Genomic DNA, 26516 nt, shown 5'->3' with positions numbered 1-26516 from the left:
CAGCAAGGCTATCGGAAGGCTCTGTGAAATGTTGAATACGACAAAAACATTATTCCCGGGTTCGAAGCTTCGACTCGTTTATGGTGTCAAGGATATCGTCCATGTTACATAAAAATGAGGCACTGTGTCAGGATGTCTGAATTTAAAGGGCTATCACGGTCAGGTCTGGAAATCGGCGACCAGCCTCAGCAACGACTTTCAAAAACCCAATATTACCCTGAATATCCGTGGCAAGATCCGGCCCTGATGGGGAAAAAATGCATATAGTCGCCCTGACCCATCTCTTTTATCCCGCCCGGGGAGGAACGGAGTCCGCCCTCCTGGAATGCGGCAAAGGGCTGGTAAAAAAAGGACATCGGGTAACGGTGATCACCTCCAATCAAACCTGCCTGGAGGATTTTAAAAACCCCCGGAACAATCCCTCTCTGCCGGGGGAAGAAATCCGGGAGGGCATACGGATTATCCGTTTGCCGCTTTCTCGAAAGCAGCGGTTAATCCTGGCCAAATCAGGGGCCCTGGCCTTACGGAGCCGCCTTATCGGAGGAGACCACCTCTGGTTCATGACCCAGGTCCCCTATCTGCCCCGGATGATCCGAATAGCCCGGGACCTCAATCCCGACCTCCTCTATGCCGTTCCCTTTCCTACGGCCACCATCTACTATGCCTGGCGGGCCGCCCGAAAATTGGGGTGCCCCTGGGTCATTCAACCTCATCTCCATTTTCAGGATATAAACGCCTCGCTCCTCAAGATCCTTGGCTGGATCTTTCCCAAGGCCTCCGCTATAATGACCAATACCCGGGCCGAAAAAGAATTTCTGATCAGGCAAGGGATAAAAGAAGAAAAGGTCCATCCCTTGGGCCAGGGGATAGACCTCTCCCTTTTAGAGGGAGGCGATGGCCGCCGGTTCCGATCCACCCACGGCCTGACGGATCAGCCCTTGATCCTTTTCCTGGGGCGCAAGGTCGAAAACAAGGGGATCGACATCCTCCTGGATGCCATGCCCCTGATCTGGAAGGAAATGGATCAGACGGTCCTGGTCCTGGCCGGTCAGTCCGGCCCCTATTTCCAAGCGTTATACAAAAGCCACCCCTTATCCCGGGATCATCGCATCCTCTCTTTGGATGACTTCCCGGAAGAGGAAAAGACCGACCTTCTGACCGCTTGCGACTTCCTGATCCTGCCTTCTAAGGTTGAAAGCTTTGGGGTGGTCTTTCTGGAGGCCTGGGCCAAAGGAAAACCGGTGATCGGGGCCCGCATACCGGCCGTCAGCGATATGATCGATGAGGGAGAAGACGGCTTCCTGGTACCCTATGGGGATAAGCTAAGTTTGGCCGCTGCGGCCATAAAACTATTAAAAGACCCCGACCTCCGAAGGGCCATGGGAGAAAAAGGAAAGGCCAAAGTGCATCATCAATTTGAAATCGGCAGGATTACGGACAGGATAGAGGCTTTATTCCTAAGCCTCAGAGGATCATGACGGCCACCGCTCCATCTGTTTCAGTGGTCATTTGCACCTTTAACCGGGAAGAGTCCCTGATCCATGTCCTCAAGCTGTTAAGAGATCAAACCATCCAGCCCAAAGAAACCCTGGTCATTGATCAAAGCCGGACCCATAAACCGGAAACCTATGCCTATTTAAAGGAACACCGGGACCAGGTACGCCTCTTGCCTCTCTCTTACCCGTCGACAACAGCCGCCCGCAATCTGGCCCGTAAAGAAGTGCAGGGGGATATTGTCCTTTTCTTAGACGACGATGTCCTTTTTCATCCCACCCTCATACAATACCATCTCGAAAACTACCAGGATCGAAGTCTGGGAGCCGTCAGTGGGAAAGTCCTTTATGACGGTTGTACCGAGAACGATTTACCCTGGGCGGCCCGAATCACCCGCAGCGGAAAATATCTCCGGAATTTTACCACCAACCAACGATGCCCGGTTCCGACCTTGTACGGGTGCAATATGTCGCTCAGAAACAGGGTTCTTCAAAAGGTCGGTGAATTCGATCTGAATTATTGGGGCAACTTTTTATGGGAAGAAGTGGACTATGCCCTGCAGATCAGGAAGCACGGCTTTGAGATCGTCTATGATCCGAGGCCCGCGGTCTTTCATGTTATGGAAAAAAAGGGGGGAAGCAGAAATCCTCCGGCCCGGCAATATCTGGAAAGTACGATCTTCAACGATTGGTATTTCTTTTTTAAATACATCTCCAAAGGGTTTTGGCCCTTTCTGCTGTTCCGCCAAAAAAGGGTTTGGTTTCAATACGGCGCGGCCAACCGGGGGAATATCATCCCCCTGATCGGGCAGATTATTCGGGCCTTTCATCAGGCAAATCCCTGATCCGAATAATTTTTGATAAGTACTAAAAAACCCTTGACTTGCCAAAAATAGGGAATTATAATATTTAATTAATAAATCCGTTATCGACCCAGTATGGTGTGGATGACGGTCGAAGTTGGTGATCAAATTCGACGGCCTAAGGCATCGGAGAATTTATCCTTTGATGCCTTTTTTGGTCTGTCGTATCCCAACTTGAGAAATACTTCAAGAGGAGGGATACGACTATGCCAGAAGGACGCGTAAAGTGGTTCAACGAAAACAAAGGTTTTGGCTTTATTGAAGTTGATGGTCAGGATAAGGATGTATTTATTCACCATTCAGCGATCAGTATGCAGGGTTTCAGGACCTTGCAAGAAGGCCAGCGGGTAAGCTTTGACATCGAGCAGGGCAAAAAAGGCCCGGCTGCTGTCAATGTAAAGGCCCTGTAGCCTTTCGTTAAACAACAAAAAAGAAAAAGGGGGATGAAAATTTTCATCCCCCTTTTTCTTTTTAAACCCTCGGGCCGGTTTCAACGCCAGAGAGCAAAGGTCTATCCAATACCTTCAGAAAAATGATACCATTTAATCTTCTATTGATCTGTTTTCTATCGATCTATTTCCTTGAGCTTATTTTTTCTCTCTGGCTGGAGCGGGTAAACCGCCGACATTTAAAAACCCAGAGCGACTCTGTGCCCATACTTTTTGAAGGGTTTATTGACAGACAAAAGCTTTCCCGGATCGTGGCCTACACCCGGGAGAACAGCCGGTTCGGCTCCTTTCAGCAGATTTTTTCGGACCTCATCCTCCTGGTCATCCTCCTGTCGGGTTTTCTCCCCCTGGTGGATCAGCTTGCCCGGTATTGGGGACTTTCCTTTATCCTCTCCGGTCTTTTCTTCTGGCTGGTCCCGGGATGTATCACCTCCTTATTGGACCTTCCCTTTGATTATTATCACACCTTTCGGATCGAAGAAAAATATGGCTTTAACAAAGCCACCCTCAAGACCTGGGTAACGGATCAACTTAAAGGTGCGGCCCTGTCGCTGGTCTTGTTTGCCGTAATCTTATCCCTTATCCTCTGGATGATTCGCCTTTCTCCGAACCACTGGTGGCTCTGGGGGTTCCTCATCCTTTCCCTTTTTCAACTGCTGATGGCCGTGCTCTATCCCATCTTGATCGCCCCGATTTTCAATAAATTTGAACCCCTCCGGGATCAGGAGCTGGCCGATAAGATTTCCCGACTGATGCAGGAGGCCGGGATCCACATCAAGGGCCTGTTCCAGATGGATGCCGGCAGGCGCAGCCGCCACACCAACGCCTACTTTACCGGCCTGGGCAAGACCAAGCGGATCGTTCTCTTTGACACCCTGATCCAGAGCCATCCTCAGGAGGAGATCCTGGCCGTGCTGGCCCATGAAGTGGGTCATTTTAAGGGCCGGCACATCTGGAAACAATTCTTTCTTTTTGCCTGGTCCATGCTGGCGGCCTTTTATCTTTTTTATCTTTTGATGGACTGGCCGCTGCTCTACCGGACCTTCGGGTTTCAAGATTCCCCAGCCTATGTGGGGCTGTTTTTGATAGGCATCTTAGGCCAGAAAGCCGGGTTTTTTCTTTCTCCTTTTTATATGGCCCTTTCCCGGCGATTCGAACGCCAGGCCGACCGGTTCGCCCTTAAGCTGCTCAAGTCCCCCTCAACCCTGGTGACGGTTTTAAAAAGGCTGGCGGCTGACAACTTGAGCAATCTTTTCCCCCATCCGCTCTATGTCCGGTTTCATTATTCCCATCCTCCCTTGCTGGAAAGGATCAATTCCTTAGAAGCATGAAAATGGTTTTCGCCCAACGCCGAACACCGAACACCGAACGGTATTTTCCCAAAGAAAATTCAGGCGGCACCGTACCCCTCGCGGCCTTATTCGCCGGGGCCGTGGCCATCGCCTTTGCCCCCATCTTTGTCCGTCTCAGTCCAGTGGGACCCAGTGCCACGGCCTTCTGGCGCATTTTGCTGGCCTTGCCGCCCTTGTGGATCTGGATGGTGCTAAAAAGGGAAGGACCGGATCCGAAACGTTCCCCTTCTTCTTTTTCCGACTATTTCCATTTAGGTCTGGCCGGCCTGTTTTTTGCCGGGGACCTGTCCATCTGGCATTGGTCCATCAAACTGACTTCGGTGGCCAACGCCACTTTGCTGGTCAATTTCGCCCCGGTCTTTGTCACTTTGGGGGGTTGGTTGATTTTTCGTCAAAAGGTGCGGCTGATTTTTCTTCTCGGCATGGGCCTGGCCTTACTGGGCATGACTCTCATTGCCGGTCATAGTTTCCAGGTGAGCCTTCATTATTTTTTGGGGGATACCTTGAGTTTTACGGCCGCCCTTTTTTACGCCGGCTATCTCCTGTCCGTTAAATCGCTCCGGGAACGCTTTTCCACGGCCACCCTGATGGCCTGGAGCGGACTGGTAACGGCCGCCGCCTTGCTTCCAATTACCCTGCTATCCGGTGAAAGTTTACCTGTTCCCAACCTTCAGGGATGGGTCCTCCTGATCGGTCTGGCCCTGATCTCCCAGGTGGCCGGACAGAGTCTCATCGCCTTTGCCCTGGCCCATCTCCAGGCCTCCTTCTCCTCAGTGGCCTTGCTGGTCCAGCCGGTAACCGCGGCCCTGCTGGCCTGGCTCTTATTAAATGAATCCATAGGAGCCTGGCAGGTTTTTGGAGGGATACTGGTACTGTTCGGAATCCTGGTGGCTAAACGGGGGGGTACGACGTAGCGTCGAGTCTTATTTTTTAAAGCCGCGTTTTCCTCTTCCGGCCCTCTCCATACCTCATCTCAAATCTCCGTCTCATTGCCGTCCGCCCCTTCTTTTCTTCTTGATTCGTTTTTTTCCCTGTTTTATACTCCGGTGGGAATGCTCTGAAAAATTAACGGATTTTTGCGGAGAAAGGAGTAAGTCAATTGCGGAGTAAAGCCATTCTTTTTATAGTGTTGCTGTTCCTGGCAGCGGCTATCGGCCTATTGTCCTGTTCCCGGGGCGAGTATTCCGGGAAGGTGGAAACCATAACGATTGCGACTGTGCCCACTGAGATTAATGCGCTGCTCTACATTGCGGAAGCTCAGGATTTCTTCGCCCGTAATGGCCTTCAGGTTACCATCAAAGAAGACTATGATTCCGGAGCGACTGCAACCGCCGGGATGTTAAATGGTGAAGCGGACGTTGCTACAGCGTCTGAGTTCGTGACCGTGAGGCAGATACTTAATAGAAAAGATCTCATCAACTTTGGAACCATAACCAAGTACGAGAACACTTTCATCGTCTGGCGTACCGATAGTGGCATCAAGACCCTTCAGGACCTCAAGGGGAAAAAGATTGGTGTTACTTTAAAAACGATTTCAGAATTCTACTTGGGAAGAACGTTCGGCTTGAATGGCCTGAACCTTGAGCAGGTGACACTCGTTGACATTAGGGCGGCAGATGCTGAAAGGGCTATTGCTCATGGGGAGGTTGACGCTGTCGTCACCTGGGAACCCTGGGTAACAAGAATAGATCAACACATGGGTAAGGAGGTAATCATAAGGGCGTTACAGAGCAGCCAGCAGGCCTACTGGAATTTAGTCAGTACCGGCAGTTGGACAAAGGACCGTTCCGAAATCGTAAAACGGCTTATCCAATCGATTACTCAGGCGGAAGGCTATATCGCTCGTCACCAGGATGAGGCCAAAACTATTGTCAGGAAACGGTTGAAATTTGATGATGCGTTTATGGAGAGGGTCTGGCAACGTTACCAGTTTTCGCTTTCTCTTGACCAGTCCCTCATCGCCGCAATGGAAGATGAGGCCCGGTGGATGATGAGCAACAACCTGACCAAAGAAAAGCAGGTTCCGAATTTCTTGGCTTATATTTCCGAAAATAGTCTCAAGGCGATAAAACCGGGGGCGGTAAATATTATCCGGTGAGGAAAGATACCCATTCAAATTATTATCCAACCCCTTGTTTTTTCTCCTTGACTCTTTTTTCCTCCTTATTTTATACTCCGTCAGTTATTATGCAAATAGCGTTCGTCGTTTAATATTCGGTATTCGGCGAAATTCATTTTCATGCTTCGCGGATCCCCGCTGGAAGCCGGCATGAGGGGTTAATATGAAAACTGAATTGGCGGATGATCTTGTTTACTTAGGGCTACTGGACAAGGCCAGGGAGATCTATGAGGAACTGGGAGAGCAGGCGGCCTTATCCTATATCAAGTACAGCCATCGCCTCCTCAGCAAAGTCTATCATCCCGATTTGAACCCTTCAAACGGGGAAAAGGCACTGAGGGCCCAGCAAAGACTGAATCAGATCAGTGAACGGATAAACCAGTTAACGGATAAAGATCTTGTTAATGTGCTTATCGAAAAAAAACTTCCGGCCTGGAGAAAGGAAGAACCGGAAAAGAAGGACAAAATAAAGATCCTGGTCGTGGAAGACGAATTCGGTCTTCATGAAATATTCCGGGAAATCTTCCGCATGGAAGGTTACGATGTGCGGATCGCCACCAACGGTCTTAACGGCTTTGAGCTCTACAATAAGTTCAACCCGGACCTGGTCTTCACGGACATTATCATGCCTGAAATGGACGGCTTGGAGTTGGTCGGTAAAATCAGGGAAATCGATCCTCGGATCAAGGTCATTTATATGAGCGGTTTCTTTGGAATGAAAAATGTAAAGGACAGGATCAGAGCGGAGGTTGAAAACTACGGCTATCTTACCCTTTCAAAGCCCTTCAAGCTCAGTTATATGCTGGAAGTCGTCAAAGATTATCTGGCCCAATAAGAACCCATAAATAAAGTGGCAAGATGTAAGTATGAAAAACTTCAAAATGGCTATGGGCGATAGGCTATGGGTTATGGGCGAGGAAAAAGCCTGAAATCGTTTATCCTATTGCCTCTGCCCATCGCCGGTCGCCTGGTGAAGCATTTTCATGAGTTGTGTCGCCCCAAAGGGGAGGAGGATTTATTAAGGCAATCCTTCAAGTCTTCTATTAATGCCGGCGGATCAAACCCCAAGGCAAAGGCTTTGCTGCTGTCCAGAGAGACATCGGCCGACCGCGGGGCCGGCAATACGATATCCTTTTGATAACAAGGGATCAGCTTGGCATCAGGGGCTCCAAGCACTTTTTGCAGGAGAAGCCCGAAATTATATCGGGAAATCCGTTCCCTTCCCCCCAGATGAATGATTCCCTCGGCCTCGTCCATGGCCAGAAAAAGCCCCTGGGCGGCGGTCTTTCCGCTGACCGGTGTTCGGAATTCATCCAAAAATAACTTTAAATATCGATTTTCTTTCATGGCCTTGAGCATGGGTTGCATAAAGCTTTGGGCCGCCGGGCCCGGATTCCCGAACATTAGGGGTAAGCGGCAGATAATCGTCTCCGGATACCTCTTTCGCATCCCTTCCTCGGCCAGAACCTTTTGCTCCCCGTAAACATTAATGGGGCATGGGGGATCGTCTTCCGCGTACGGGGGATGTAAGCCGTCAAAAACCAGGTCCGTAGAGGTAAAGACCAGGGGAATTTTATAATCGGCGCAGAGACCGGCCAGGTTCAGGGAAGCCTCCACATTGACGGCCCGGCTTTCCTCCTTGTTGAGTTGACAAAAATTGGGCTCCGCTATAGCCGCCGTGTGAATGACCGCCTCGGGGCGAATGGTCTCAAAGAGTTTTTTTTGCTCTTTAAAATTTCTCAAATCACCCCGTATCCTTTTTATCCCCGGCGGGTTTATGGGGTGAGAAAAATATAACCCATAAATAGTCCACTCCGCGGCGGCCCGGCGACAGATATTCCAGCCTAAAAATCCACTGGCACCGGTGAGCAGGAGTTTTTTATTTTTAATCATTTCTCCCCATTTCGGACTTGGAACCATCCAGAGATATTTTTAATTTCGGTATTTATATACCACTGTTTTAACCGAATTGCCATTAACGAAAATTTATTCAAAGCCAGCCGCTCTGTCGAACCGAAACCTCCTTTTTTATTCCTTGACATAGCATGCTATCCGTGATATTGTGTTATCTATGATAATATCCTTTAAGGATAAAGGTACGGAGGATATTTACAACGGTAAGGCCACCAAAGCTGCAATCAGAACCTGCCCTAAACAAATCTGGAAAATAGTCGCACGAAAACTTGACCAACTGGATTCGATCTTGTCCGTTGATGAACTTCGGGTCCCCTCTGGCAATAGATTGGAGGCTTTAGCGGGACAAAGAAAAGGACAGTTCAGTATCCGAATAAATGACCCGTTTAGAATTTGCTTTAAATGGAGTGCAATCGGTCCGGAACTTGTTGAAATAACAGATTATCATTGACCTTTTTTAGAGGAGAATTTGCTATGGTTCGTATTCCAACTCACCGAGCACCTACACATCCCGGGGAGATGCTTTTTGAGGAGTTTTTAAAGCCGATGGGACTTACCCAACGGGAACTGGCTGACGCGATAAAGGTACCCTACCAACGGATAAATGAGATCATCAACGGTCGGCGCGGGATGACCCCCAGCACAGCTTTGAGACTATCCAAATTTTTTAACGTTTCAGCGGAATTTTGGATGAATTTGCAATTAAGATGGGATCTGTATTTTACCCGGCAGTCTGAAAGTAATGAACTTAAAAGTATCAAACCAAAATCGTCCCACCCGGTTTCGTTGAATGAATCAAGCGCCCAACATGGCGTTTAACAATGATTAAAAAAGTACAAAGTGAATCGTCTGTTATGCGCCCAGACTATGAAGAATAGTGTAACTAAATAAGTTCAACCAAATTGTCTTGGTGAGCGGGAAAAAGAAATAAGGACAAAACTAAGGGCGGCAAAAATTTAAGAAAAACCGGACAGCCCGAGCATGGCAAAATACGAATTATCGAGTATTTCAGAAGGTCCGGTTGTTTTGGATCAGGCTGCTGGGGCCCGAACATCCTAAAATACGCCTCTTTTGATTTGCTTAAAAGCTTATTTTTAAGGCCTCGAAGACCGGTTTAACCTCCCCTTTTAGACCCCATCATTTCGAAAATATCATTTCAATTCAACCCTCCGGACGTTCTGACCGACGTCTACAACTTAACTATTAATATAATAATTTAAATAAGTTATCTTTTTTATTTTCAGGAAATCGGTCTTGTTGTCAGAACCTAACAGAAATTCCCTGCAAAAAAAGCTTGACAACGGGAAAATAATTTTATAATCATAATTATAATTATGATTATGATTATAAAAACGATAATAGGGGGCCTATTTTGGATCGGTGTTGGAGTGCTCTTTTGCTCCGGTGGCCTGATGTATGGTCTTGGCGACTTCGGTCTGCCCGGTCCGGGCTTATTTCCATTCGTAGCCGGCCTTATCCTTGTCGGCCTTGCTCTCACGGTCATCGGCGATGCTATCGTGAAGCGCGGAAAGGTCGCCGGCGAGGAGTCAGGACGCTTCTTTCCGCAGAACGACAGTTGGAAAAGGGTAATTCAGGTCTTGTTTGCCCTCTGTTTGTATATTTTTGGAGTGGAGCGACTGGGATTTTTTTTGACAACGTTTATTTTCATGCTCCTCATGTTGAGGCTTGAACCCCGAAAGTGGCGGGTGACGCTACCGGCCGCCTTTCTCTCGACATTATTTTTTTACGCGCTCTTTGAGGTGCTGCTGAAGGTACCCCTCCCCCGGGGTATTCTTTGGTTCTGAATCAGGAGACATAGTTTTGGATATCCTTAGTCACGTTGGAATGGCCTTTTCGGTTGCACTTGAGCCCGTCAACCTTCTGCTCTGTTTCGTAGGTGTCTTGTGCGGGACGTTGGTGGGTGTGTTGCCGGGGCTGGGGCCAGCTACTACCATAGCCCTGCTCCTGCCGGCCACTTTCAGTTTGACAGCCGTTCAATCGATGATCATGCTCGCCGGTATTTTCTACGGTGCACTCTACGGTGGGTCTACCACCTCCATCCTCGTCAATATCCCGGGTGAAGCCGCCTCGGTCGTTACATGCCTCGACGGATATCAGATGGCCAGGAAAGGCCGGGCTGGCCCGGCCTTGGCGATATCCGCGATCGGTTCTTTCGTTGGGGGCACCTTTGCGATTGTCATGACCATGTTCCTTGCACCACCACTCTCCGAGATGGCGCTCAAGTTTGGTTTTCCGGAAAAGGTGGCTCTCCTCTTCTTCGGATTCACTATGGTGACGTACCTTTCGCGGGGTTCCATGGCCAAAGCCTTGATGATGGCAGCGGCCGGCTTGCTTCTCAGCACCATCGGAACCGATTTAATTTCAGCATCGCCGAGATTCACGCTGGGGATACTGGAACTGCAGGACGGCATTGGTATCGTTCCTGTGGTGATGGGTTTATTCGGTATTTCTGAAATCCTGCTCAACGTAGAACAGTCATCAGAGAAGATACAGGTTTTCAAGGCAAAGGTCAGCGATCTCTTCCTGACTAAAAAGGACTGGAAGGATTCCGCGGGCCCGGTGACCAGAGGAACACTCCTCGGTTTCCTGGTCGGGCTTTTTCCCGGAGCAGGTGGCGTGCTCCCTTCGTTCTTTTCCTATGCCTTGGAAAAAAGGATCTCAAAGCATCCGGAAACGTTTGGCAAGGGGGAGATAGCCGGGGTGGCCGGTCCCGAGACCGCCAATAACGCAGGCGGCCAGGCCTCCTTTATCCCGCTCTTGACGCTTGGGCTGCCCTGCACGCCGTCACTGGCCATAATGATGGGTGCCCTGATGATCCACGGCCTTGCGCCGGGACCTCTCCTTATGAAGGAAAACCCGGACCTATTCTGGGGGACCATCGGGAGCATGTATATTGGGAACGCCATGCTGGTGCTGCTCAACCTCCCACTCATTGGGGTTTGGGTAAAGATCCTGAAGGTACCCTATTTCCTTTTGGCGCCCCTGATCCTGCTGATCTGCCTTATTGGGGCCTATTCGCTCAACAACAGTATGGTGGAAGTCGGTATCATGGCGGCCTGCGGCTTGCTCGGCTACGCTATGAAAAAATTTTCATACGAGCCCGCCCCGCTTGTTCTGGCCCTGGTACTCGGCCCGATGTTCGAAGAATCATTACGTCAATCTCTGATCCTCTCTAACGGCAATCCGATGATTTTCCTCACGAGGCCCATTGCAGCAGTGCTCGTGGTGATAGCTATAATGCTTCTAATATCGCCATTCGTTTTTAAGCAGAAATCAAGGCTTACCGGAGGGGAGGAAGACTGAGATGACCACGCATCGGGGCATTCAGAAGATCGTAACGCACCGGAACCTGCGGCAGACAGTCTATCAGCGTGTCCGCGGCATCGTTCTCAGTAATGATGTCCAAGCCGGAGCCAAGATCAACGAAGAAATGATCGCCGGTCAACTGGGCGTCAGTAAGACGCCAGTACGAGAGGCGTTATCGAAGCTGGCCCATGATGGCGTTGTTCGGATAATCCCAAACAGGGGAGCATTTAAACTGGCCCTTTCGGGGAAAGAGATCGAGGAGATCATGCTGATCAGAGAGGTCCTCGAGGGGCTCTGCGTGCGCTTGGCCGCAAAAAACGTCACCGCTGCGAGTATAAGAAAACTGAAAGCGTTGCTCGACGATTTCGAGAAAGAGGCAAGCTACACAGACTTTTCAACCTATGCCAGAACACACCAGAAGTTTCACCAAGTCATTTATAATCTTTCCAGGAGCCCGCGACTCAGGCATCTGATTGAAAGTATGTACGAGCTGTCCGATCTGCTCAGAACGCGCTATTTCAGCAAACCCGAACGCGTAGCGCAGTCGCTGCAGGGGCACAGGGAGCTTATCGCAGCACTGGAGAGGGAAGACGGGACCGGAGCGGAGGAGATTCGAAAAACGATGGTGCGTAATGCCGCCAGATATCTCACCAAGGAGGCTGAAAAGTGACGAACAATGCAATAATCCTTCCTGATGGCATAGACGCGTTCAAACATCAAATCCGCGCCTGACTGATTAAAGTTTCCAGACGAATGTGAATGGTTTTCAAGCCCCTTCGAGGGGCTATTATTTTCAACCCTCCCGCTCTGCCGGAGGGTTTTGACTAAAAAATAGAGGGGAGATTGCCATGAAAAAGTCCGTAATAATAGTTTTCTTGTTCTTACTGCTTCTGTTTCCTGCAAAGGGTGTGAAGGCCCAGGGACAGGATTATCCAACGAAACCCATACAACTCCTGGTCGGGTTTGCAGCGGGAGGGCTCGCTGATACGACGGCGCGTGGGCTGGCGAAACAACTCGAGGCTGCGCTCGGACAGCCGGTCCTGGTTGTCAACAAGCCGGGAGCGGGTGGAGCCCTCGGCGTGATGGCGGTCAAGGCGGCAAAGCCTGACGGCTATACGATAGGCATATGCCCTACGGTGGTCTATACCTACAATCCCCTGGTCCAGAAGGTTCAATACAGTACCGACGATTTCAAATTCTTCGGGGCAGCAGGCAAAACCCAGGAGGCATTTGTCTCCGCGCCGGATAGCCCCTGGAAGGACTTTAAGGGGCTGGTGGAATATGCGAAGAAACATCCGGGGCTCTGCTATGCTTCCATGCAACCCGTAGGCGAAAAGATCGCCAGTTACATCGCTAAAAAAGAAGGTGTTCAGTGGCGGGGTATCCCCACTAAAGGCGGTGAAGAGGTGATGACGGCGATCCTCGGGAAACATGTCGATTTCGGGTACAGCGGTGGCATCCACGCCTCTTTTGTGAGGGCCGGTAAGATGATCACCCTTGGCGGCACTGGCGACAAGCGACTCCTGGGCTCCCCGGAGGTGCCGACTCTTCAGGAACAAGGCTATGATATCCAGATCATCACCTACATGTTATTGTCGGCGCCCAAGGCCACACCGGATCCCATCATAAAAAAGTTAGAAGAGGCGACCAAGAGAGCCGCGAAGGATGCAGCTTTTCTGGAGTTACTCGAAAAGAAACTACAAATCTCTGCCACGTATCTTGACAGCGGGCAGACGGAAGAACACCTGAAATCACAAATTAAGATGATGAAGAAGCTTGTCCAGCAATAGCAGAAAACCGGATGGGGCCGCCCGCTGAGGGAGGGACTTGAATTGAAAAACGAGGAATAAAAAATGAATAGAGAAGCAAAAGCAAACAATATTTTAGTGTTAGGGTTAGATGGCATGGATCCACGCTTGTCTAAAAAGTTTGTCGAGAAAGGAACAATGCCCAATCTAAAAAAATTAATTGAACGGGGTGCTCAAAGAGAAGATTTGCAGATGTTAGGAGCAATGCCTACGATCACACCGGCACAATGGACTACATTAGCAACCGGTGCATATCCGGAAACCCATGGGATTACCGACTTCTGGAACCAAAGTAAAGAAGATCTATCGGCGATGGTCTACTCCTTAGACTCCAAAATGTGTCAAGCTGAGCAAATTTGGAATTGTTTCGCAGAAGCCGGTAAAAAAACACTCGTCTGGCACTGGCCTGGTTCTGCCTGGCCTCCGACTTCCGATAACCCCAACTTATATGTTGTCGACGGCGCCCAACCGGCCGCGGTAAATATGAGTATTGCAAATGTTGACGGTGAAAAAATGGTGTTGGCCTCTAAGGGGGTTAAAAATGTCGGATATAAAGCGAGCACAACGGAGGATACTGGATCTGGCTGCGTAATCCAGGACTTGCCGGAAGAAGATAATAGTGCAGGCTCCTTCCTCCTTGAACGTCACAAAAAGAAAACGGTTGTAAATCTATTTTTGAGTTTAGAAGAAGGTGCTGCCGGGTTAGATAATATTCCTTATGACAAAGTAGTAAGCCCAATCAAAGAAGCTAACGGCTGGACCAATGCTCCGGAAGGCGCATTGGAATTCTACATTATAACTTCCAACGGTCTGGTGAGAAGGCCGGCACTCATTTTAAAGGATGTAGCAGGTATCTATGATACTGTAGCAATCTACAAATCTAAAAAAGATGCTGAACCATTCGTAAAAATGAAAGAAAAGGAATTTGCCTTTGCAGTCATTGATGATTGTAATGTAGATGGCAAACAAGTGCCATGCACTCGAAATTATAAACCCTTGGAAATCGCTCCGGATGGTTCTCGGGTAAGATTATGGATGAGTACTGCTCTTGATATCGCCAACGATGTAAGATGGTCTCCCAAATCCATATATCAAGACCTAATCCGCCATGTCGGTTATGTGCCATCTTTCTGCCAAATGGGCGGTTCGAACTACGAGAACTGCTCCGAACTGTTAAATCCGGTTTGGGCAAATTACATAAAATGGCAAGCGGATGCCTTGAACTACATGATTCAGGAGCAGGGCATCGAAGTGATCTTCTCCCATATTCACTTTATTGACCACCAGGGGCACTTATATTGGAACTTCGCTTTGGAAAAAGAAGGCGTCGGTAATGATGCGGGGTTGTACCAGGCATTAATCGAAAAAGTATACAAAGATGCAGATGACTATATTGGTGCATTCTTGCATTTATTGGAAGAGGACTGGACGATTTTCATCACTTCAGATCATGGTTTACAAATTCATTCGGAAGAACTTCCGTTGATTGGCGACGGCATGGGCTGCAACGTTAGAGTCATGCAGGAATTAGGTTATACCGTCCTCAAGAAGGACGAAAATGGCAATGAACTGAGAGAAATCGACTGGGAAAAAACAACTGCCGTTGCAACAAGAAGCAGCTATATTTGGATTAACCTTAAAGGCAGAAATGACACAGGTATTGTAGAGCCGGAAGACCAATACGCGTTTGAAGAGAAGATCATTGATGATCTATATAACTATAGACATCCTAAAACCGGCAAACGGGTTATTGGTATCGCGATAAGAAATAAGGAAGCTCAAGTTTTAGGTTTGAGCGGTGATGAAACCGGCGATATTGTCTATATGTGCAAGGAAGGTTGCTGTAGAGAACATGGTGAAAGTATGTCCACTTATTATGGTTACTTTGACACTTCTATTTCTCCAATCTTCGTTGCTGCCGGTAAAGGCTTGAAGAAGGGCTTTACGACCACTCGTGTAATTCGTCAAGTTGATTTCGCCCCTACCCTGGCAATTTTAGGCGGGGTAAGAATACCAGCTCAATGTGAAGGTGCTCCGGTTTACCAAATTTTGGAGCAAGAACTTTAAAAGACAGGAGATCGTGTTGAAGCTTACGGCCTTAAATGAAGGGACTTTCGAGGAGAAGATCTATGACAATTCCGAGACCTGCTTGGTAGTCTTTAGCAGAAAAAATTGCCATGTCTGCGCGGAAGTTGTTCCTATGGTTGAGGAAACCGCGGAAGAATACAAAGATAAACTGGGCTTTTATCAAGTTGATGTAGAGGAAGAAAGGGACTTGTTTAATAGGTTTTCGTTCAGAGGGGTGCCGCAACTATTGTTGTTCAAGAATGGCGAATATCAAGGCAAGATGTCCGGTATGGTTGAGGAAGAACAGTTGAAAGAAAAAATTGAAGAAATCCTATTTTGAGACCTATCAAGAAGGGGTGACCCTGTTGCCGACTTACGATTTGATAATTATCGGAGGGGGTCCCGCGGGTCTGGCGGCGGGAATCTACGGTGCCCGGTCAAAGCTTAAGACCGTGATCTTAGAAAAAGGTGCGGTAGGCGGGTTGGCGTTTACAACAAGGGAGATCGTGAACTACCCGGGTTATAAGTCTGCAACTGGACCGGAACTGATGAAAATTATGGCGGCTCACGCTGAAGAATTCGGCGCCGAAATAATAAAAGAGCAGGTAACTGAGGTCGAATTAGACGATGAAATAAAAATAATCAAAACCAAAAAAGGCAACACCTATGGGGCAAGAGCCGTGATACTGGCTACCGGGTCCCAGCCCCGTATGCTTAACATACCCGGGGAAGGGAAGTTCAGGGGCAATGGGGTATCCTACTGCGCCACATGCGACGCCGATTTTTACAAAGACCTTACGGTGGTGGTGGTCGGTAACGGAGATGCCGCGATAGAAGAAGCTATCTACATCACAAAGTATGCCAGCAAAGTCCTTGTAATTGTAATCCACGACGAGGGAATTGTGGACTGCAACAAGTTCAGCGCCGAAAAAGCTTTCAAAAATAAAAAGATAGAGTTTCTATGGAACGCCACCCTGACTGAAATAAAAGGGGAAGAAATAGTCGAAGAAGTAGTAGTCAAAAACTTAAAGACCGGAGTCCTTAGAGAAATCAAGGCCGAAGGCGTCTTTATATATGTAGGAATGGTACCTGAGACGAAAATTCTGCAAGATAAATTAGCCTTAGACGAGAGAGGATACATAATAACCAACGATATTATGGAAACCTCTGTAGACGGCGTATATGCTGCAGGAGACTCCAGAGTCAAATACCTGCGTCAAGTGGTAACAGCAGCCTCTGACGGTGCTATAGCCGCGGTCGGTGCTGAAAGATATCTGCTCGAAGAAGATGATTTTAAAGAGAAGGTGTTAGGTGTAAAAAAGCCTGTAGTTCTTGCTTTTTGGAGTCCCACGGATGAAAAAAGCATTGGGGCCGTGGCAAAGCTGGAACAGGCTGTAGCAGAAACAGGCGAAAAAGTCAGGCTGGTTAAAGTGGATATGTCAAGGAAGAAACGGTTGGCCCAGAGGTACAATGTGGCGAGAATACCGGCGGCTTTGTTGTTGAAGGAAGGAAAGGTTATCCGTGATCTTTCCGGAGACTTCTCAGAGGTTTGGACAGAGGAATTTAAATAAGAACACTTGGGAAACAGGAAAAAGCTTAAGGCCCTTATAATCCGGATATCCTTCTCCGGTCCGCAAGATCCTTCCCGTCTTTTCGCGTGAAATACCAGAAATAAAGAAGACCACCGACCCCAACCAGGGACAGGCAAAAAAACATCGTGGGATAGCCGGTGTAGCGGGCCACGATGCCCATAACCAGAGGACCCAGGAACAGGCCGATATCCGAGACAGCATAAAAAGTCGCCACCACAGGAGAGGGAGAGGAGCCTGCACGTTCAAGGGCAAAGGCCATTAAAGAAGGGATAAGAAAGGCATGGCCGGTCCCCCACAGGGCGGCAACGAAAAGAAACAGGGGTTGCGTTCTTGAAAAGGCGAGCAGGCCCATCGCTACAGCACAAATGAGAATGGAGGGGTAAATCACGCGTTTCTTGTTGGAGACATCCATGATCCTGCCGCCCAAAGTCCGGCTCAGAATAAGCATAATGGCCATGACGGTAAAGAAGAGCCCTGGATTGGTCACGCCCCGGCTCGTGGCATAAAGAGGAAAGAAGGTAGTCAGCGAGGCCCAGATAAAGATGGACATTAAGCTGATGATGGAGGGGGGCAGAGCCCTACGGCTTAGCAGGAAACCGTCACTATGGGCGTCTCCGGCAGGTAAAGGCTTCCGGACTGGACCCAATAAACCTGAACCGAAAAGCATGCCCGATGAAACAACGGTGCAGACCAGAAAAAGGTGTGTAAAGCCGAACCGGTTGACCAGTACTATCCCGAGGGGCGGAGCGATGACACCGGCTATGTTCATGGAAAGGGCAAAATAGCCAAGGATGCGGGCCCGGTGGCCGACCTCGCTGCTGTTGACCACATAAGTCGTGGAGGCCGTATGGAAGAAACCGAATCCGACCCCTTGAACGATTCTGACCAACAAAAGAGGCCAGAAGGGCGGGATCCAAATATAGGCCAAGGAGCTTAAGGTATAGAAGACGGCCCCGACAATCATGAAGGTCTTCTCTCGGGCCTTCATGAGGGCCCTCCCGACCAGGGGTCTGGATATAAGGGAGGCGAGGCCCAAAACCCCGACCAGAACCCCTATTTCTATTTCTGTCGATCCTAACTTCTTAAGATAGATCGGAAGCGTCGGGAAGAGAAGTTGCAGGACCGAAGTAAAGGCAAATTGCGCCAGAAAGGCCAGAATGAAGTTACGGGTGAAAAGGGTTCGGGGGGTCTGCATGTTGATTTCCTGTCGGGGAATAACTGATTTCGCCGCCGTTACTCCGGCAACCAGATGAGCCAGGAAGACATAAATCTTGACGACCCGTTAGCCGGGAAAACGTCTGGTCTGCCCGGCAATCCGACAGGAGTGTGACTGAGAACAGCTACCAAAGGTTTTATTTCTTTCGACCGAAGAAAATGAGCACCAGGGCTTCGGACACTTGCTGGAAACTTAAACTTAGCAATAGCCGGCCAATCTGTCAACATAATTGACCATCTTGCTTCCTTTCACTTTTTAACCTTTATTTCGGCCTGCTCCTGAAGGCCAATTTCTCCATTGACTCGCGGGTTGCGATATGGGTAATATGCCCTAATGTTATGCAGCAACAAGGCCCAAAAGGAGAAAAGGGATGGACGGTTTCGGATCGGAGAAGGCGCTCAGTTTCACAGAATCGGTAATACGGGATATGACCCGGGTCTGCATTGCGCACCAGGGGATTAATCTCGCCCAGGGTTTTCCCGATTTTCCCGCGCCCCCGGAGATCAAGGAGGCCGCCGTTCGGGCCATCCGGGAAGATTTCAATCAATATGCCATTACCTGGGGGACACCGGCCTTACGCCGTGCCATTGCGGAGAAATTTGCCCGTTACAACGGTCTTGGGGTGGACCCCGAAAGGGAAATCACGGTTTGTTGCGGCGCGACCGAGTGCATGATCGCCTCCCTCATGGCCATCGTTAATCCGGGCGACGAGGTGATTATCTTTGAACCTTTTTATGAAAACTACGGCCCGGATTCCATTCTCTGCGACGCTGTTCCGAGGTTTATTACGCTCCATGAGCCTGACTGGCGGTTCGATGAGACGGAACTGACAAAGGCCTTCAACAACAAGACCAAGGCCATTATCATCAATACACCGAATAACCCCAGCGGCAAGGTGTTCTCACGGGAAGAGCTTGCCTTTATCGCCGGACTCTGCCAGAAATGGGGCGTTGTGGCCGTAACCGATGAAATCTATGAACACATCCTCTACGACGGAGCGCAGCACGTCAGCATGGCTTCCCTTCCAGGCATGGAGCAGAGAAGCGTTACCATCAACTCGATCTCGAAAACCTACAGCCTCACCGGATGGCGGGTCGGCTGGGCCATTGCCTCCCCTGTTATTACCGCGGCCATCCGCAAGGTTCATGATTTCCTTACCGTCGGGGCACCGCATCCCCTTCAGGAGGCTGCGGCCGAGGCTTTGAAAATCAACGACTCGTATTACCAAAATCTGGCTATGGAATATACGCAAAAGCGGGATTTCCTCTTTTCCGCCCTCACTGAGGCCGGCTTCAAGGCTTTTAAACCCCAAGGGGCCTATTACATCATGACCGATGTGAGTCACTGGGGGGTAACCGATGATGTGGCCTTCGCCCTTCAACTGATCAAGGAGGCCAGAGTGGCAACAGTACCGGGGAGCGCTTTTTACAGTTACCCCGAGCTTGGAAGGTCAAAAATCAGGTTCTGTTTTCCGAAGAAGATGGAAACGCTTATGGCGGCGGCTGAGGGACTTCGCAACTTCCGAAAAAAATAGGCACCGGGGCAGCCGAGCCGGGGCAGGCTCTCTCCTGGCTTTCGAATTCCAGAATTTCAACTCATGCCACCACTCCTGGGATGGACAATGTCCTTTGCCGGGGATCGCCTCCAGAGACAACCTTCAGGTGATGCAATGGAATTTAGCGCGGGCGGAGATTCTTGATTTCTACCAGTTCATCCGGATCACCGCTCCCATCGGTCCAGCGGACCTTGTAAATTCCATCGCCTTCTTTGGAAATAATTTTTCCATTGTACCATTTCCCTTTATAAAAACCTTGCACCAACATTTGCTCGGGGTTCAGCCATTCATCCGGGTCGTCTGAGCCGTCCAACCAGGTAACCTTACACAGATGGTCCTTTACCTCGATGACCTTGGCCTTGTAGAGTCCTCCTTTATAAAGGCCGGTAACGATCTGGCCTACCTTGCAGTACTCGGCGAAAACTTGAGTGGATCCCAGGATAAGTGTGGTAACAAGAAGAATGGCGAAAAAAGTTTTTATTTTCATGACGATATTCCTCCTTTTGCAGATAATCCGTTTAAAGTGTCAAATGCGGGTTTTATTCGGATAAATATGTAACACAATACTCGCCTAAGTCAAGGGTAAACTGCCGGACGACATTCATCATTACTGATCCTGCGATGCCGAAAGTCCGGGACACCAAGGGCCGGGGCGGTTATTCTGATCTCCCCTCTCAGGCTGTCTCTCGCCCGCTCACTTCATTCGTTCGAGCTCTCAGAGTTCTCAGAGAAGAAATTTCTTTTTGGCTGTCCCCTGCAACGGACATCCAAAACCCTTCTCGGCCTGATGCCGGGAGCGCGGCAGCGCCGGGCCGGCTTTTTATTGCAGACCCCTCAACCGCAATGAAAAAGACATTTGCCTTTCTCTGTGCCCTCCGCGTGCTCAAGTGACCGGATGGAACGGGCGAGAGAAAAATTGTCCGTGTCTGCCCCGTGAAATGTCTTTGCATTTCAATTTCACTGGAGTGGGTCCGTGGCTAATAATTCCTGCCTTAAACCCTGCCATCCGCGACATCCGTGCCAAAAATATCTTCTCTCAACTTTTCCATTGACTTTCCCCTAAAAAGCGGAAAATCGGGTTTAACCTAAAGGAGAAACGGGCAAGATATGGCAAAAATTTCCAGCCCCCATAAACCGGGCGACTCAAGTCCGCGATGGGGTCAAACGTTGGTCGGCCAAGAAAAAAGCTTTGATCCCAAGCAAGATAACAAGTGGGCCGTTAAAAGAAACGTGCTTTTTAGCCAGATTGACCAAATAGACCAAAAACTCGGGCAATCGAGCATCTACGGAGATGAAGGACAACGCCTCCCTTTTAGTTCTATATTTCAGAACTTTTCTCTTGACACGAAAAATAGAATCGGGTAGCCTATATTATGCATGTGATTGCCCGAAAGGTTCTGAATGATTTTTCCCGCAGATATCCAAAGTCCAGAAAACCCCTGGAATACTGGTGGACCGTCTGTAGTAAGAATCAATTTTTAAATTTTGCGGAATTGAAAAAAACTTTTGGAACAGCCGACCTGATCAATAATTGTCTTGTTTTTAATATCGGCGGCGGTAAATACAGGCTGGTGGTCCGGGTAAATTTCTTCGCTCAAAGGATGTGGATTAAATACATTTTGAGTCACGAAGAATACGAAAAGCTTATTTTAAAAGGAGATCCAAAATGCCGTTAGCCCGGGAAAAGGATTTTTCAAAAGACTTATTTCCGTTGAAGGTCATAAAGAACGAAGAAGAATACCAGGATGCCCTGAAATCCATGGAGGCGGCTTTTGACGCAACGGAAGGCCCCCTCGCGGATTATGCCGAGACCCTGACCCTTCTGATTGAAAAGTATGAAGAATCCCTTCATGCCCTCCCTGAAGCCTCCGGAATAGAGGTACTAAAATTCTTAATGGATCAAAACGAATTAAAACAAAAGGATCTGGCCGAAGTTTTAGGCGGCAAATCCACTGTCTCCGAACTGCTTCACGGCAAGAGGCCTTTAAACTTAAACCATATAAGAGTGTTGGCCAAGCGATTTAATGTCAGACCGGCGACATTTGTTTAACTTTACCTCACCGGCGGGATGACCTGGAAAAAAAATACGATGGAAAAAATATTATAGACTCTGTGGCCAAAAATTAAAATGAGATTCAGCTAAAATATCATGTTAACCGCCTACTTTTCAAGGCTGCAGGAAATTGCCGGCCAAGGTGACGCCCGGGAAGAAAGCTATTATCCGGCCCTGGAATGGCTATTGAAAGAGTTTGTCGAGAATCGCGGCAAGTCGAACGTCCATATAACCACCCTGCCCAAAAAGACCGAAGCCGGGAACCCGGATTTCCGGGTCTGGGACGGCAAACAGCATATCATCGGATACATCGAGGCTAAAGAGCCAAGCCACGAGTATCTGGACCAGATCGAAACGTCCGAACAGCTTAAACGCTATATCCACACCTTTCCCAATCTGCTTCTGACCAACTTCTTTGAATTTCGCCTCTACCGAAACGGGACCCTGATAGACAAAGTCCTGATCGGCCGGTCTTTCTGGATTTATAAGATCAAGCGGATACCTCCGGCAGAAAATGAAGAGGCCTTTTTGAATCTCCTGGATAAATATTTTTCCTTTGCTTTGCCCAAACTCTATGAGGCCAAGGCCCTGGCCATTGAATTAGCCAAGAGGACCAGGTTTTTAAAAGAGTGGGTGATCACCGAAGAGCTTAAAAAGGAGGAAAAAGATAAAAAAGGATTTATTTCAGGTTTCTATCAGGCCTTCCGGGAATACCTGATCCAGGGATTGTCTCGTGAGGATTTTGCCGATCTCTATTCCCAGACCATCGCCTATGGTCTTTTTGCGGCCCGGACCCGCATGGAGACCTTTAACCGTAAACTGGCTTATGACGGCATTCCCCCGACTATCGGTATCCTTCGAGACCTCTTTCATTTTATTTCGCTGGGGAATCTTCCCAAACAAATGGAATGGGTCATCGACGATCTGGCCGAAGTCCTGGCCGTTACAGATGTCCAGGCCATCCTTCACGGATATTTCCATGAAGGCAAAGGCAAAGACCCTATCGTTCATTTTTATGAGACCTTTTTGACCGAGTACGACCCAAAAACCCGGGAGCGCCGGGGGGTCTATTATACCCCGGAACCGGTGGTCTCCTTTATCGTTCGATCCATCAATCAAATTCTCAAGGGATCATTCGCCAGAAAAGACGGCTTGGCCGATGGACAAGTAACCGTTCTGGACCCGGCAGCCGGAACCCTCACCTTTTTGGCGGAAGCCGCCTCGTTGGCCGTTTCGGAATTTGGGGATAAGTTCGGGCAAGGCGGAAAGGAGGCCTTGATCCGGGACCATATCCTGAAAAATTTTTATGCCTTTGAGTTGATGATGGCCCCTTATGCCGTTGGCCATTTAAAAATGGCCTTTCTCCTTGAAGAACTGGGCTACCGTCTTGGCGAAAAAGACCGGATCAAACTTTATCTGACCAACACGCTCGAAATGGAAGATCTGGCTCAGACTGAATTTCCTGGAATGGCCTCGTTATCGGAAGAATCCCACCTGGCCGGAAGGGTTAAAAAGAAACAACCCATTCTCGTCATCCTCGGCAATCCTCCTTACTCAGGCCATTCCACCAACATTGGAAAATGGATTTTGAAAGAGATTAGAACCTATCATCAAGTTGATGGGAAGCCATTGGGAGAAAAAAATCCTAAATGGCTCCAGGACGATTACGTCAAGTTCATCCGTTTCGGCCAATGGAAAATCGATCAGGCCGGGGAAGGGGTTATCGGCTTTATCACCAACCATAGCTATCTCGACAATCCCACCTTTCGAGGAATGCGCCGTTCCCTCATGGGGAGTTTTGATGAAATCTATGTCTTAGATCTCCACGGCAACTCTCTGAAGAAGGAAAAATGTCCCGACGGGTCCAAGGATGAAAACGTTTTTGATATCAAACAAGGGGTAGCCATTGCCCTTTTTATCAAGAAGAAGGGCAAGAAAAAAGAGTGCCGGGTCTTCTATTCCGAACTTTGGGGCAGGCGGGAAGAAAAATATGCCCGACTCGTCAAGGAAGACGGAAAAAGTATTCCTTGGCAGGAGATAAAACCAAAGCCTGGCTTTTATTTCTTTTTGCCCAGGGATGAAAATCTTCTCGAACAATATGAACGCTATCCAAAGATAACCGATATCTTCCCGGTCCATAGTGTTGGGATCGTTACGGCCCGGGATTCCCTGACCATTCGTTGGAACAAAAATGATGTCTGGACCACGGTCATGAATTTTTTCCGGTTGGAACCGGAGATGGCCCGCACGGCCTACCGTTTGGGGAAAGATGCCCGGGACTGGAAAGTTGAACTGGCTCAAAAAGATTTGACCGGCAATGGTCTTGACAGAAAAAATATAGTTCCGATTCTCTACCGGCCTTTTGATGTCCGCTATACCTATTATACCGGCAAGTCACGTGGGTTTCATTGTATGCCTCGACCAGAGGTAATGCGGCATATGTTGCAAGAGAATTTAGGTCTGATTACCTGCCGTCAAATTTCTTCTGACAGTTGGCACCACGCATTAGTATCATCCTCTCTTTCCGATGATTCATTAGTTTCAAATAAAACTAAAGAAAGGGGCTATCTCTTTCCCCTTTATCTCTATCCACAATCCCAAAAAAAATCCGGCAATCCTCACAAAAAAACTTTCGGAAACTTAATGCTGCTTTTTGAATCCCAAACTGACTATGAGATTAAGAAACCAAATATTTCCTCAACTTTTTTGGATCAACTTAAAAAATCTTACAAAAAAAATATCTATCCAGAACAAATTTTATTCTATGTGTATGCTGTTCTGTATTCCAAGCAATACCACTCGCAATATTTTGAATTTCTAAAAAGGGATTTCCCGCGCATACCTTTTACGACTGAATATCCCCTGTTTTTAAAGGCCGCCCAATATGGGCAGCGGCTGGTGGATCTCCACCTTTTAAAGGCTGCGGAGATTGATCCACCTACTTCCCGTTTTCAAGGACAAGGAGAAACAAAGGTGGAGAGGCAGATATATGACCGCGAAAGCCGGCGGGTCTATATCAATAAATCCTGTTATTTTGAGGGAGTCCCGGAGGAGATCTGGGAATATATCATTGGTGGATACCAGGTTTGCGACAAGTGGTTAAAGGACCGAAAGGGACGGGTTTTGCAACTCGACGAGATCAAACAATATTGTCAAATGGTAACCGCCCTCAAAAAAACCATCGAAGTTCAAAAAGAACTGGATACTCTTTTCGAAAAGCTGGAGAAAAAAACGATCCTGACTGAATAATGGCATAACTTCCTGGCCGGTGATATCAATAACTGGGTCGGGGCACACGAAGTGATGAATTCGGTTTGAACGGCATTGGGCTCGACCCCCTCCAACTGTGGGGCCTCTTAGGAAAATCGGTTAAGAAAACCGGTTCCAATGCATAGTGCGGAAAAGGGGGCGACCTTGTCCTCTTTATCCACAGCTTGCTTTCGCGATATAGCCTTGCCCCTGAGTGTCTTCAAAATCCATGGTGCGGTCGATGGCGCCGCCCTCGGCGATCTCGATAAACCGGTTGGCCACGGTGGCAACGAACTCCTGATCATGCGAGGCAAACAGGATCACCTCACTGAAGGCAATCAATGCATCATTGAGGGCGATGATCGATTCCAGGTCCAGGTGGTTGGTCGGCTCATCAAGAATCAGGACATTGGCTCCGGTCAGCATCATACGCGACAACATACAACGGACCCGCTCGCCGCCGGAGAGGACGACTGTCTTTTTCAGGGCCTCTTCACCGGAGAAAAGCATTCGGCCTAAGAAGCCGCGCGCAAAGGTTTCACCCTCCGTGGGCGGTGTATACTGGCCCAGCCATTCAAGCAAGGTCATCTCTTGCGCAAAAAATGCGCTATTCTCCTGGGGGAAATAGGCACTGGTAATGGTCACCCCCCAGCGGTAACGGCCGCTGTCTGGTTCCAACTCGCCTGCCAGAATCCGGAAAAGGGTCGTTCGGGCAAGATAGGTTTCGCCGGTAAAAGCGATTTTATCCCCTTTGCGCACTGCCAGGTCAAAATTATCCAAAACCTTGACCCCGTCAATCTCTTTGGTCAGCCCCTCAATGCTCAGGATGATATCGCCGCAAGCTCTCTCCGGTTTGAAGACCACATAGGGATATTTTCTGGATGAGACCGGCAAATCTTCCAGAGTGAGTTTTTCGAGCAGCTTCTTGCGCGACGTAGCCTGCCTGGACTTGGAGGCATTGGCGCTGAAGCGCTGAATAAAAGCTTTCAGTTCATCCGCCTTTTCCGATGCTTTGCGGTTCTCGTTCTGCTTCTGCTTTAAGTTCAACTGGCTGGCACGGTACCAAAAATCATAATTGCCGACATAAATCTGAATCCGTCCGAAATCGATATCCGCGGTATGCGTACAGACCTGATTCAGAAAATGCCGGTCATGGGAAACCACGATAACCGTATTGGCAAACCGTGACAGGAACTCTTCCAGCCATTGGATGGATTTCAGATCGAGGTTATTGGTCGGTTCGTCCAGGAGAAGCACATCCGGATTGCCAAACAGCGCCTGGGCCAAAAGGACACGGACCTTGTCACCCGCCTCCAGCTCCTTCATCTTTTTCGTCCGCTGATCATCAGAGATACCGACTCCGCTCAGCAGCACGGCTGCTTCGGCTTCGGCTTCATACCCGTTCATTTCCGCAAACGCACTCTCAATTTCAGCACAACGAACCCCTTCGGCTTCTGTT

The 26516-nt window shown here is 48.9% G+C and carries 24 protein-coding genes; 20 read left to right on the top strand and 4 right to left on the bottom strand.

Annotation, left to right across the window (positions count from 1 at the left end):
• Positions 1–257 precede the first annotated feature (257 nt).
• The 7 genes from HY879_05665 (at position 258) to HY879_05635 (ending at position 7111) form a co-directional block, all read left to right on the top strand.
• A complete protein-coding gene (locus tag HY879_05665) occupies positions 258–1478 on the top strand; it encodes a glycosyltransferase family 4 protein (protein ID MBI5602825.1) in 1221 nt (406 codons plus the stop codon).
• Positions 1475–2338: a glycosyltransferase family 2 protein gene (locus HY879_05660; GenBank protein MBI5602824.1), complete on the top strand. Its 864-nt coding sequence runs from the start codon at positions 1475–1477 to the stop codon at positions 2336–2338. Before HY879_05665 ends, HY879_05660 begins: the two co-directional genes overlap by 4 nt.
• A gap of 224 nt (positions 2339–2562) precedes the next feature.
• On the top strand, positions 2563–2766 hold the full coding sequence (locus HY879_05655) for a cold-shock protein (protein MBI5602823.1): 204 nt from the start codon (positions 2563–2565) through the stop codon (positions 2764–2766).
• A gap of 122 nt (positions 2767–2888) precedes the next feature.
• On the top strand, positions 2889–4136 hold the full coding sequence (locus HY879_05650; protein MBI5602822.1) for a M48 family metallopeptidase: 1248 nt from the start codon (positions 2889–2891) through the stop codon (positions 4134–4136).
• 2 nt (positions 4137–4138) lie between these two features.
• Positions 4139–5071 carry a DMT family transporter gene (locus tag HY879_05645; protein ID MBI5602821.1) on the top strand — a complete coding sequence of 311 codons (933 nt, stop codon included), beginning with the start codon at positions 4139–4141 and terminating at the stop codon, positions 5069–5071.
• Positions 5072–5256: 185 nt separating this feature from the next.
• Positions 5257–6255 (top strand): NrtA/SsuA/CpmA family ABC transporter substrate-binding protein, encoded by a 999-nt coding sequence (locus tag HY879_05640; GenBank protein MBI5602820.1) that lies wholly within the window; start codon positions 5257–5259, stop codon positions 6253–6255.
• Between the two features lie 184 nt (positions 6256–6439).
• Entirely contained in the window at positions 6440–7111 is a 672-nt protein-coding gene (locus tag HY879_05635) for a response regulator (GenBank protein ID MBI5602819.1), read from the top strand.
• A 146-nt stretch (positions 7112–7257) separates the two neighbouring features.
• On the opposite strand, the gene HY879_05630 is transcribed toward HY879_05635, so the two are convergent.
• On the bottom strand, positions 7258–8169 hold the full coding sequence (locus HY879_05630) for an NAD(P)-dependent oxidoreductase (protein ID MBI5602818.1): 912 nt from the start codon (positions 8167–8169) through the stop codon (positions 7258–7260).
• A gap of 178 nt (positions 8170–8347) precedes the next feature.
• Here HY879_05630 and HY879_05625 point away from each other — a divergent pair, with 178 nt between their 5' ends.
• The 9 genes from HY879_05625 (at position 8348) to trxB (ending at position 16963) form a co-directional block, all read left to right on the top strand.
• Positions 8348–8641: a type II toxin-antitoxin system RelE/ParE family toxin gene (locus HY879_05625; GenBank protein ID MBI5602817.1), complete on the top strand. Its 294-nt coding sequence runs from the start codon at positions 8348–8350 to the stop codon at positions 8639–8641.
• Between the two features lie 23 nt (positions 8642–8664).
• Positions 8665–9009 carry a HigA family addiction module antidote protein gene (locus HY879_05620; GenBank protein ID MBI5602816.1) on the top strand — a complete coding sequence of 115 codons (345 nt, stop codon included), beginning with the start codon at positions 8665–8667 and terminating at the stop codon, positions 9007–9009.
• 521 nt (positions 9010–9530) lie between these two features.
• Positions 9531–9995 (top strand): tripartite tricarboxylate transporter TctB family protein, encoded by a 465-nt coding sequence (locus HY879_05615; GenBank protein MBI5602815.1) that lies wholly within the window; start codon positions 9531–9533, stop codon positions 9993–9995.
• 16 nt (positions 9996–10011) lie between these two features.
• Positions 10012–11514, top strand: a complete 1503-nt coding sequence (locus tag HY879_05610) for a tripartite tricarboxylate transporter permease (GenBank protein MBI5602814.1) — start codon at positions 10012–10014, stop codon at positions 11512–11514.
• Between the two features lies 1 nt (position 11515).
• A complete protein-coding gene (locus HY879_05605) occupies positions 11516–12187 on the top strand; it encodes a GntR family transcriptional regulator (protein MBI5602813.1) in 672 nt (223 codons plus the stop codon).
• 178 nt (positions 12188–12365) lie between these two features.
• A complete protein-coding gene (locus HY879_05600) occupies positions 12366–13307 on the top strand; it encodes a tripartite tricarboxylate transporter substrate binding protein (protein MBI5602812.1) in 942 nt (313 codons plus the stop codon).
• 63 nt (positions 13308–13370) lie between these two features.
• Positions 13371–15392 carry an alkaline phosphatase family protein gene (locus HY879_05595; GenBank protein ID MBI5602811.1) on the top strand — a complete coding sequence of 674 codons (2022 nt, stop codon included), beginning with the start codon at positions 13371–13373 and terminating at the stop codon, positions 15390–15392.
• 16 nt (positions 15393–15408) lie between these two features.
• On the top strand, positions 15409–15732 hold the full coding sequence (locus tag HY879_05590) for a thioredoxin family protein (protein MBI5602810.1): 324 nt from the start codon (positions 15409–15411) through the stop codon (positions 15730–15732).
• Between the two features lie 22 nt (positions 15733–15754).
• Positions 15755–16963 (top strand): thioredoxin-disulfide reductase, encoded by a 1209-nt coding sequence (trxB, locus tag HY879_05585; protein MBI5602809.1) that lies wholly within the window; start codon positions 15755–15757, stop codon positions 16961–16963.
• 34 nt (positions 16964–16997) lie between these two features.
• Here the strand turns inward: trxB and HY879_05580 are convergent, their stop codons facing one another.
• Positions 16998–18179 (bottom strand): MFS transporter, encoded by a 1182-nt coding sequence (locus tag HY879_05580; GenBank protein ID MBI5602808.1) that lies wholly within the window; start codon positions 18177–18179, stop codon positions 16998–17000.
• Between the two features lie 391 nt (positions 18180–18570).
• Here HY879_05580 and HY879_05575 point away from each other — a divergent pair, with 391 nt between their 5' ends.
• Complete coding sequence (locus HY879_05575; GenBank protein MBI5602807.1) at positions 18571–19734, top strand: aminotransferase class I/II-fold pyridoxal phosphate-dependent enzyme; 1164 nt, start codon at positions 18571–18573, stop codon at positions 19732–19734.
• Positions 19735–19876: 142 nt separating this feature from the next.
• Here HY879_05575 and HY879_05570 read toward each other — a convergent pair whose 3' ends face one another.
• A complete protein-coding gene (locus tag HY879_05570) occupies positions 19877–20242 on the bottom strand; it encodes a hypothetical protein (GenBank protein ID MBI5602806.1) in 366 nt (121 codons plus the stop codon).
• A gap of 886 nt (positions 20243–21128) precedes the next feature.
• On the opposite strand from HY879_05570, the gene HY879_05565 reads away from it, so the two are divergent.
• The 3 genes from HY879_05565 (at position 21129) to HY879_05555 (ending at position 25057) form a co-directional block, all read left to right on the top strand.
• Positions 21129–21431, top strand: a complete 303-nt coding sequence (locus tag HY879_05565; protein ID MBI5602805.1) for a type II toxin-antitoxin system HigB family toxin — start codon at positions 21129–21131, stop codon at positions 21429–21431.
• Positions 21422–21805, top strand: a complete 384-nt coding sequence (locus HY879_05560; protein MBI5602804.1) for a helix-turn-helix domain-containing protein — start codon at positions 21422–21424, stop codon at positions 21803–21805. Before HY879_05565 ends, HY879_05560 begins: the two co-directional genes overlap by 10 nt.
• Before the next feature lie 99 nt (positions 21806–21904).
• Positions 21905–25057 carry an N-6 DNA methylase gene (locus tag HY879_05555; GenBank protein ID MBI5602803.1) on the top strand — a complete coding sequence of 1051 codons (3153 nt, stop codon included), beginning with the start codon at positions 21905–21907 and terminating at the stop codon, positions 25055–25057.
• Positions 25058–25231: 174 nt separating this feature from the next.
• Here the strand turns inward: HY879_05555 and HY879_05550 are convergent.
• Positions 25232–26516: ATP-binding cassette domain-containing protein (locus tag HY879_05550; protein MBI5602802.1), on the bottom strand; the 1285-nt coding region annotated here is incomplete at its 5' end.

The organism is Deltaproteobacteria bacterium, assembly GCA_016219225.1.
In the GTDB taxonomy this organism is placed as follows: Bacteria; Desulfobacterota; RBG-13-43-22; order RBG-13-43-22; family RBG-13-43-22; genus RBG-13-43-22.
This window is presented reverse-complemented; position numbering and strand designations above follow the sequence as displayed.

Bases quoted from the DNA above. Each gene is read 5' to 3' on its own strand.
- HY879_05665 (MBI5602825.1), top strand. From the start codon at position 258: ATGCATATAGTCGCCCTGACCCATCTCTTTTATCCCGCCCGGGGAGGA.
- HY879_05660 (MBI5602824.1), top strand. From the start codon at position 1,475: ATGACGGCCACCGCTCCATCTGTTTCAGTGGTCATTTGCACCTTTAAC.
- HY879_05655 (MBI5602823.1), top strand. From the start codon at position 2,563: ATGCCAGAAGGACGCGTAAAGTGGTTCAACGAAAACAAAGGTTTTGGC.
- HY879_05650 (MBI5602822.1), top strand. From the start codon at position 2,889: ATGATACCATTTAATCTTCTATTGATCTGTTTTCTATCGATCTATTTC.
- HY879_05645 (MBI5602821.1), top strand. From the start codon at position 4,139: ATGGTTTTCGCCCAACGCCGAACACCGAACACCGAACGGTATTTTCCC.
- HY879_05635 (MBI5602819.1), top strand. From the start codon at position 6,440: ATGAAAACTGAATTGGCGGATGATCTTGTTTACTTAGGGCTACTGGAC.
- HY879_05630 (MBI5602818.1), bottom strand. From the start codon at position 8,169: ATGATTAAAAATAAAAAACTCCTGCTCACCGGTGCCAGTGGATTTTTA.
- HY879_05625 (MBI5602817.1), top strand. From the start codon at position 8,348: ATGATAATATCCTTTAAGGATAAAGGTACGGAGGATATTTACAACGGT.
- HY879_05620 (MBI5602816.1), top strand. From the start codon at position 8,665: ATGGTTCGTATTCCAACTCACCGAGCACCTACACATCCCGGGGAGATG.
- HY879_05615 (MBI5602815.1), top strand. From the start codon at position 9,531: ATGATTATAAAAACGATAATAGGGGGCCTATTTTGGATCGGTGTTGGA.
- HY879_05605 (MBI5602813.1), top strand. From the start codon at position 11,516: ATGACCACGCATCGGGGCATTCAGAAGATCGTAACGCACCGGAACCTG.
- HY879_05600 (MBI5602812.1), top strand. From the start codon at position 12,366: ATGAAAAAGTCCGTAATAATAGTTTTCTTGTTCTTACTGCTTCTGTTT.
- HY879_05595 (MBI5602811.1), top strand. From the start codon at position 13,371: ATGAATAGAGAAGCAAAAGCAAACAATATTTTAGTGTTAGGGTTAGAT.
- HY879_05580 (MBI5602808.1), bottom strand. From the start codon at position 18,179: ATGCAGACCCCCCGAACCCTTTTCACCCGTAACTTCATTCTGGCCTTT.
- HY879_05575 (MBI5602807.1), top strand. From the start codon at position 18,571: ATGGACGGTTTCGGATCGGAGAAGGCGCTCAGTTTCACAGAATCGGTA.
- HY879_05570 (MBI5602806.1), bottom strand. From the start codon at position 20,242: ATGAAAATAAAAACTTTTTTCGCCATTCTTCTTGTTACCACACTTATC.
- HY879_05565 (MBI5602805.1), top strand. From the start codon at position 21,129: ATGCATGTGATTGCCCGAAAGGTTCTGAATGATTTTTCCCGCAGATAT.
- HY879_05560 (MBI5602804.1), top strand. From the start codon at position 21,422: ATGCCGTTAGCCCGGGAAAAGGATTTTTCAAAAGACTTATTTCCGTTG.
- HY879_05555 (MBI5602803.1), top strand. From the start codon at position 21,905: ATGTTAACCGCCTACTTTTCAAGGCTGCAGGAAATTGCCGGCCAAGGT.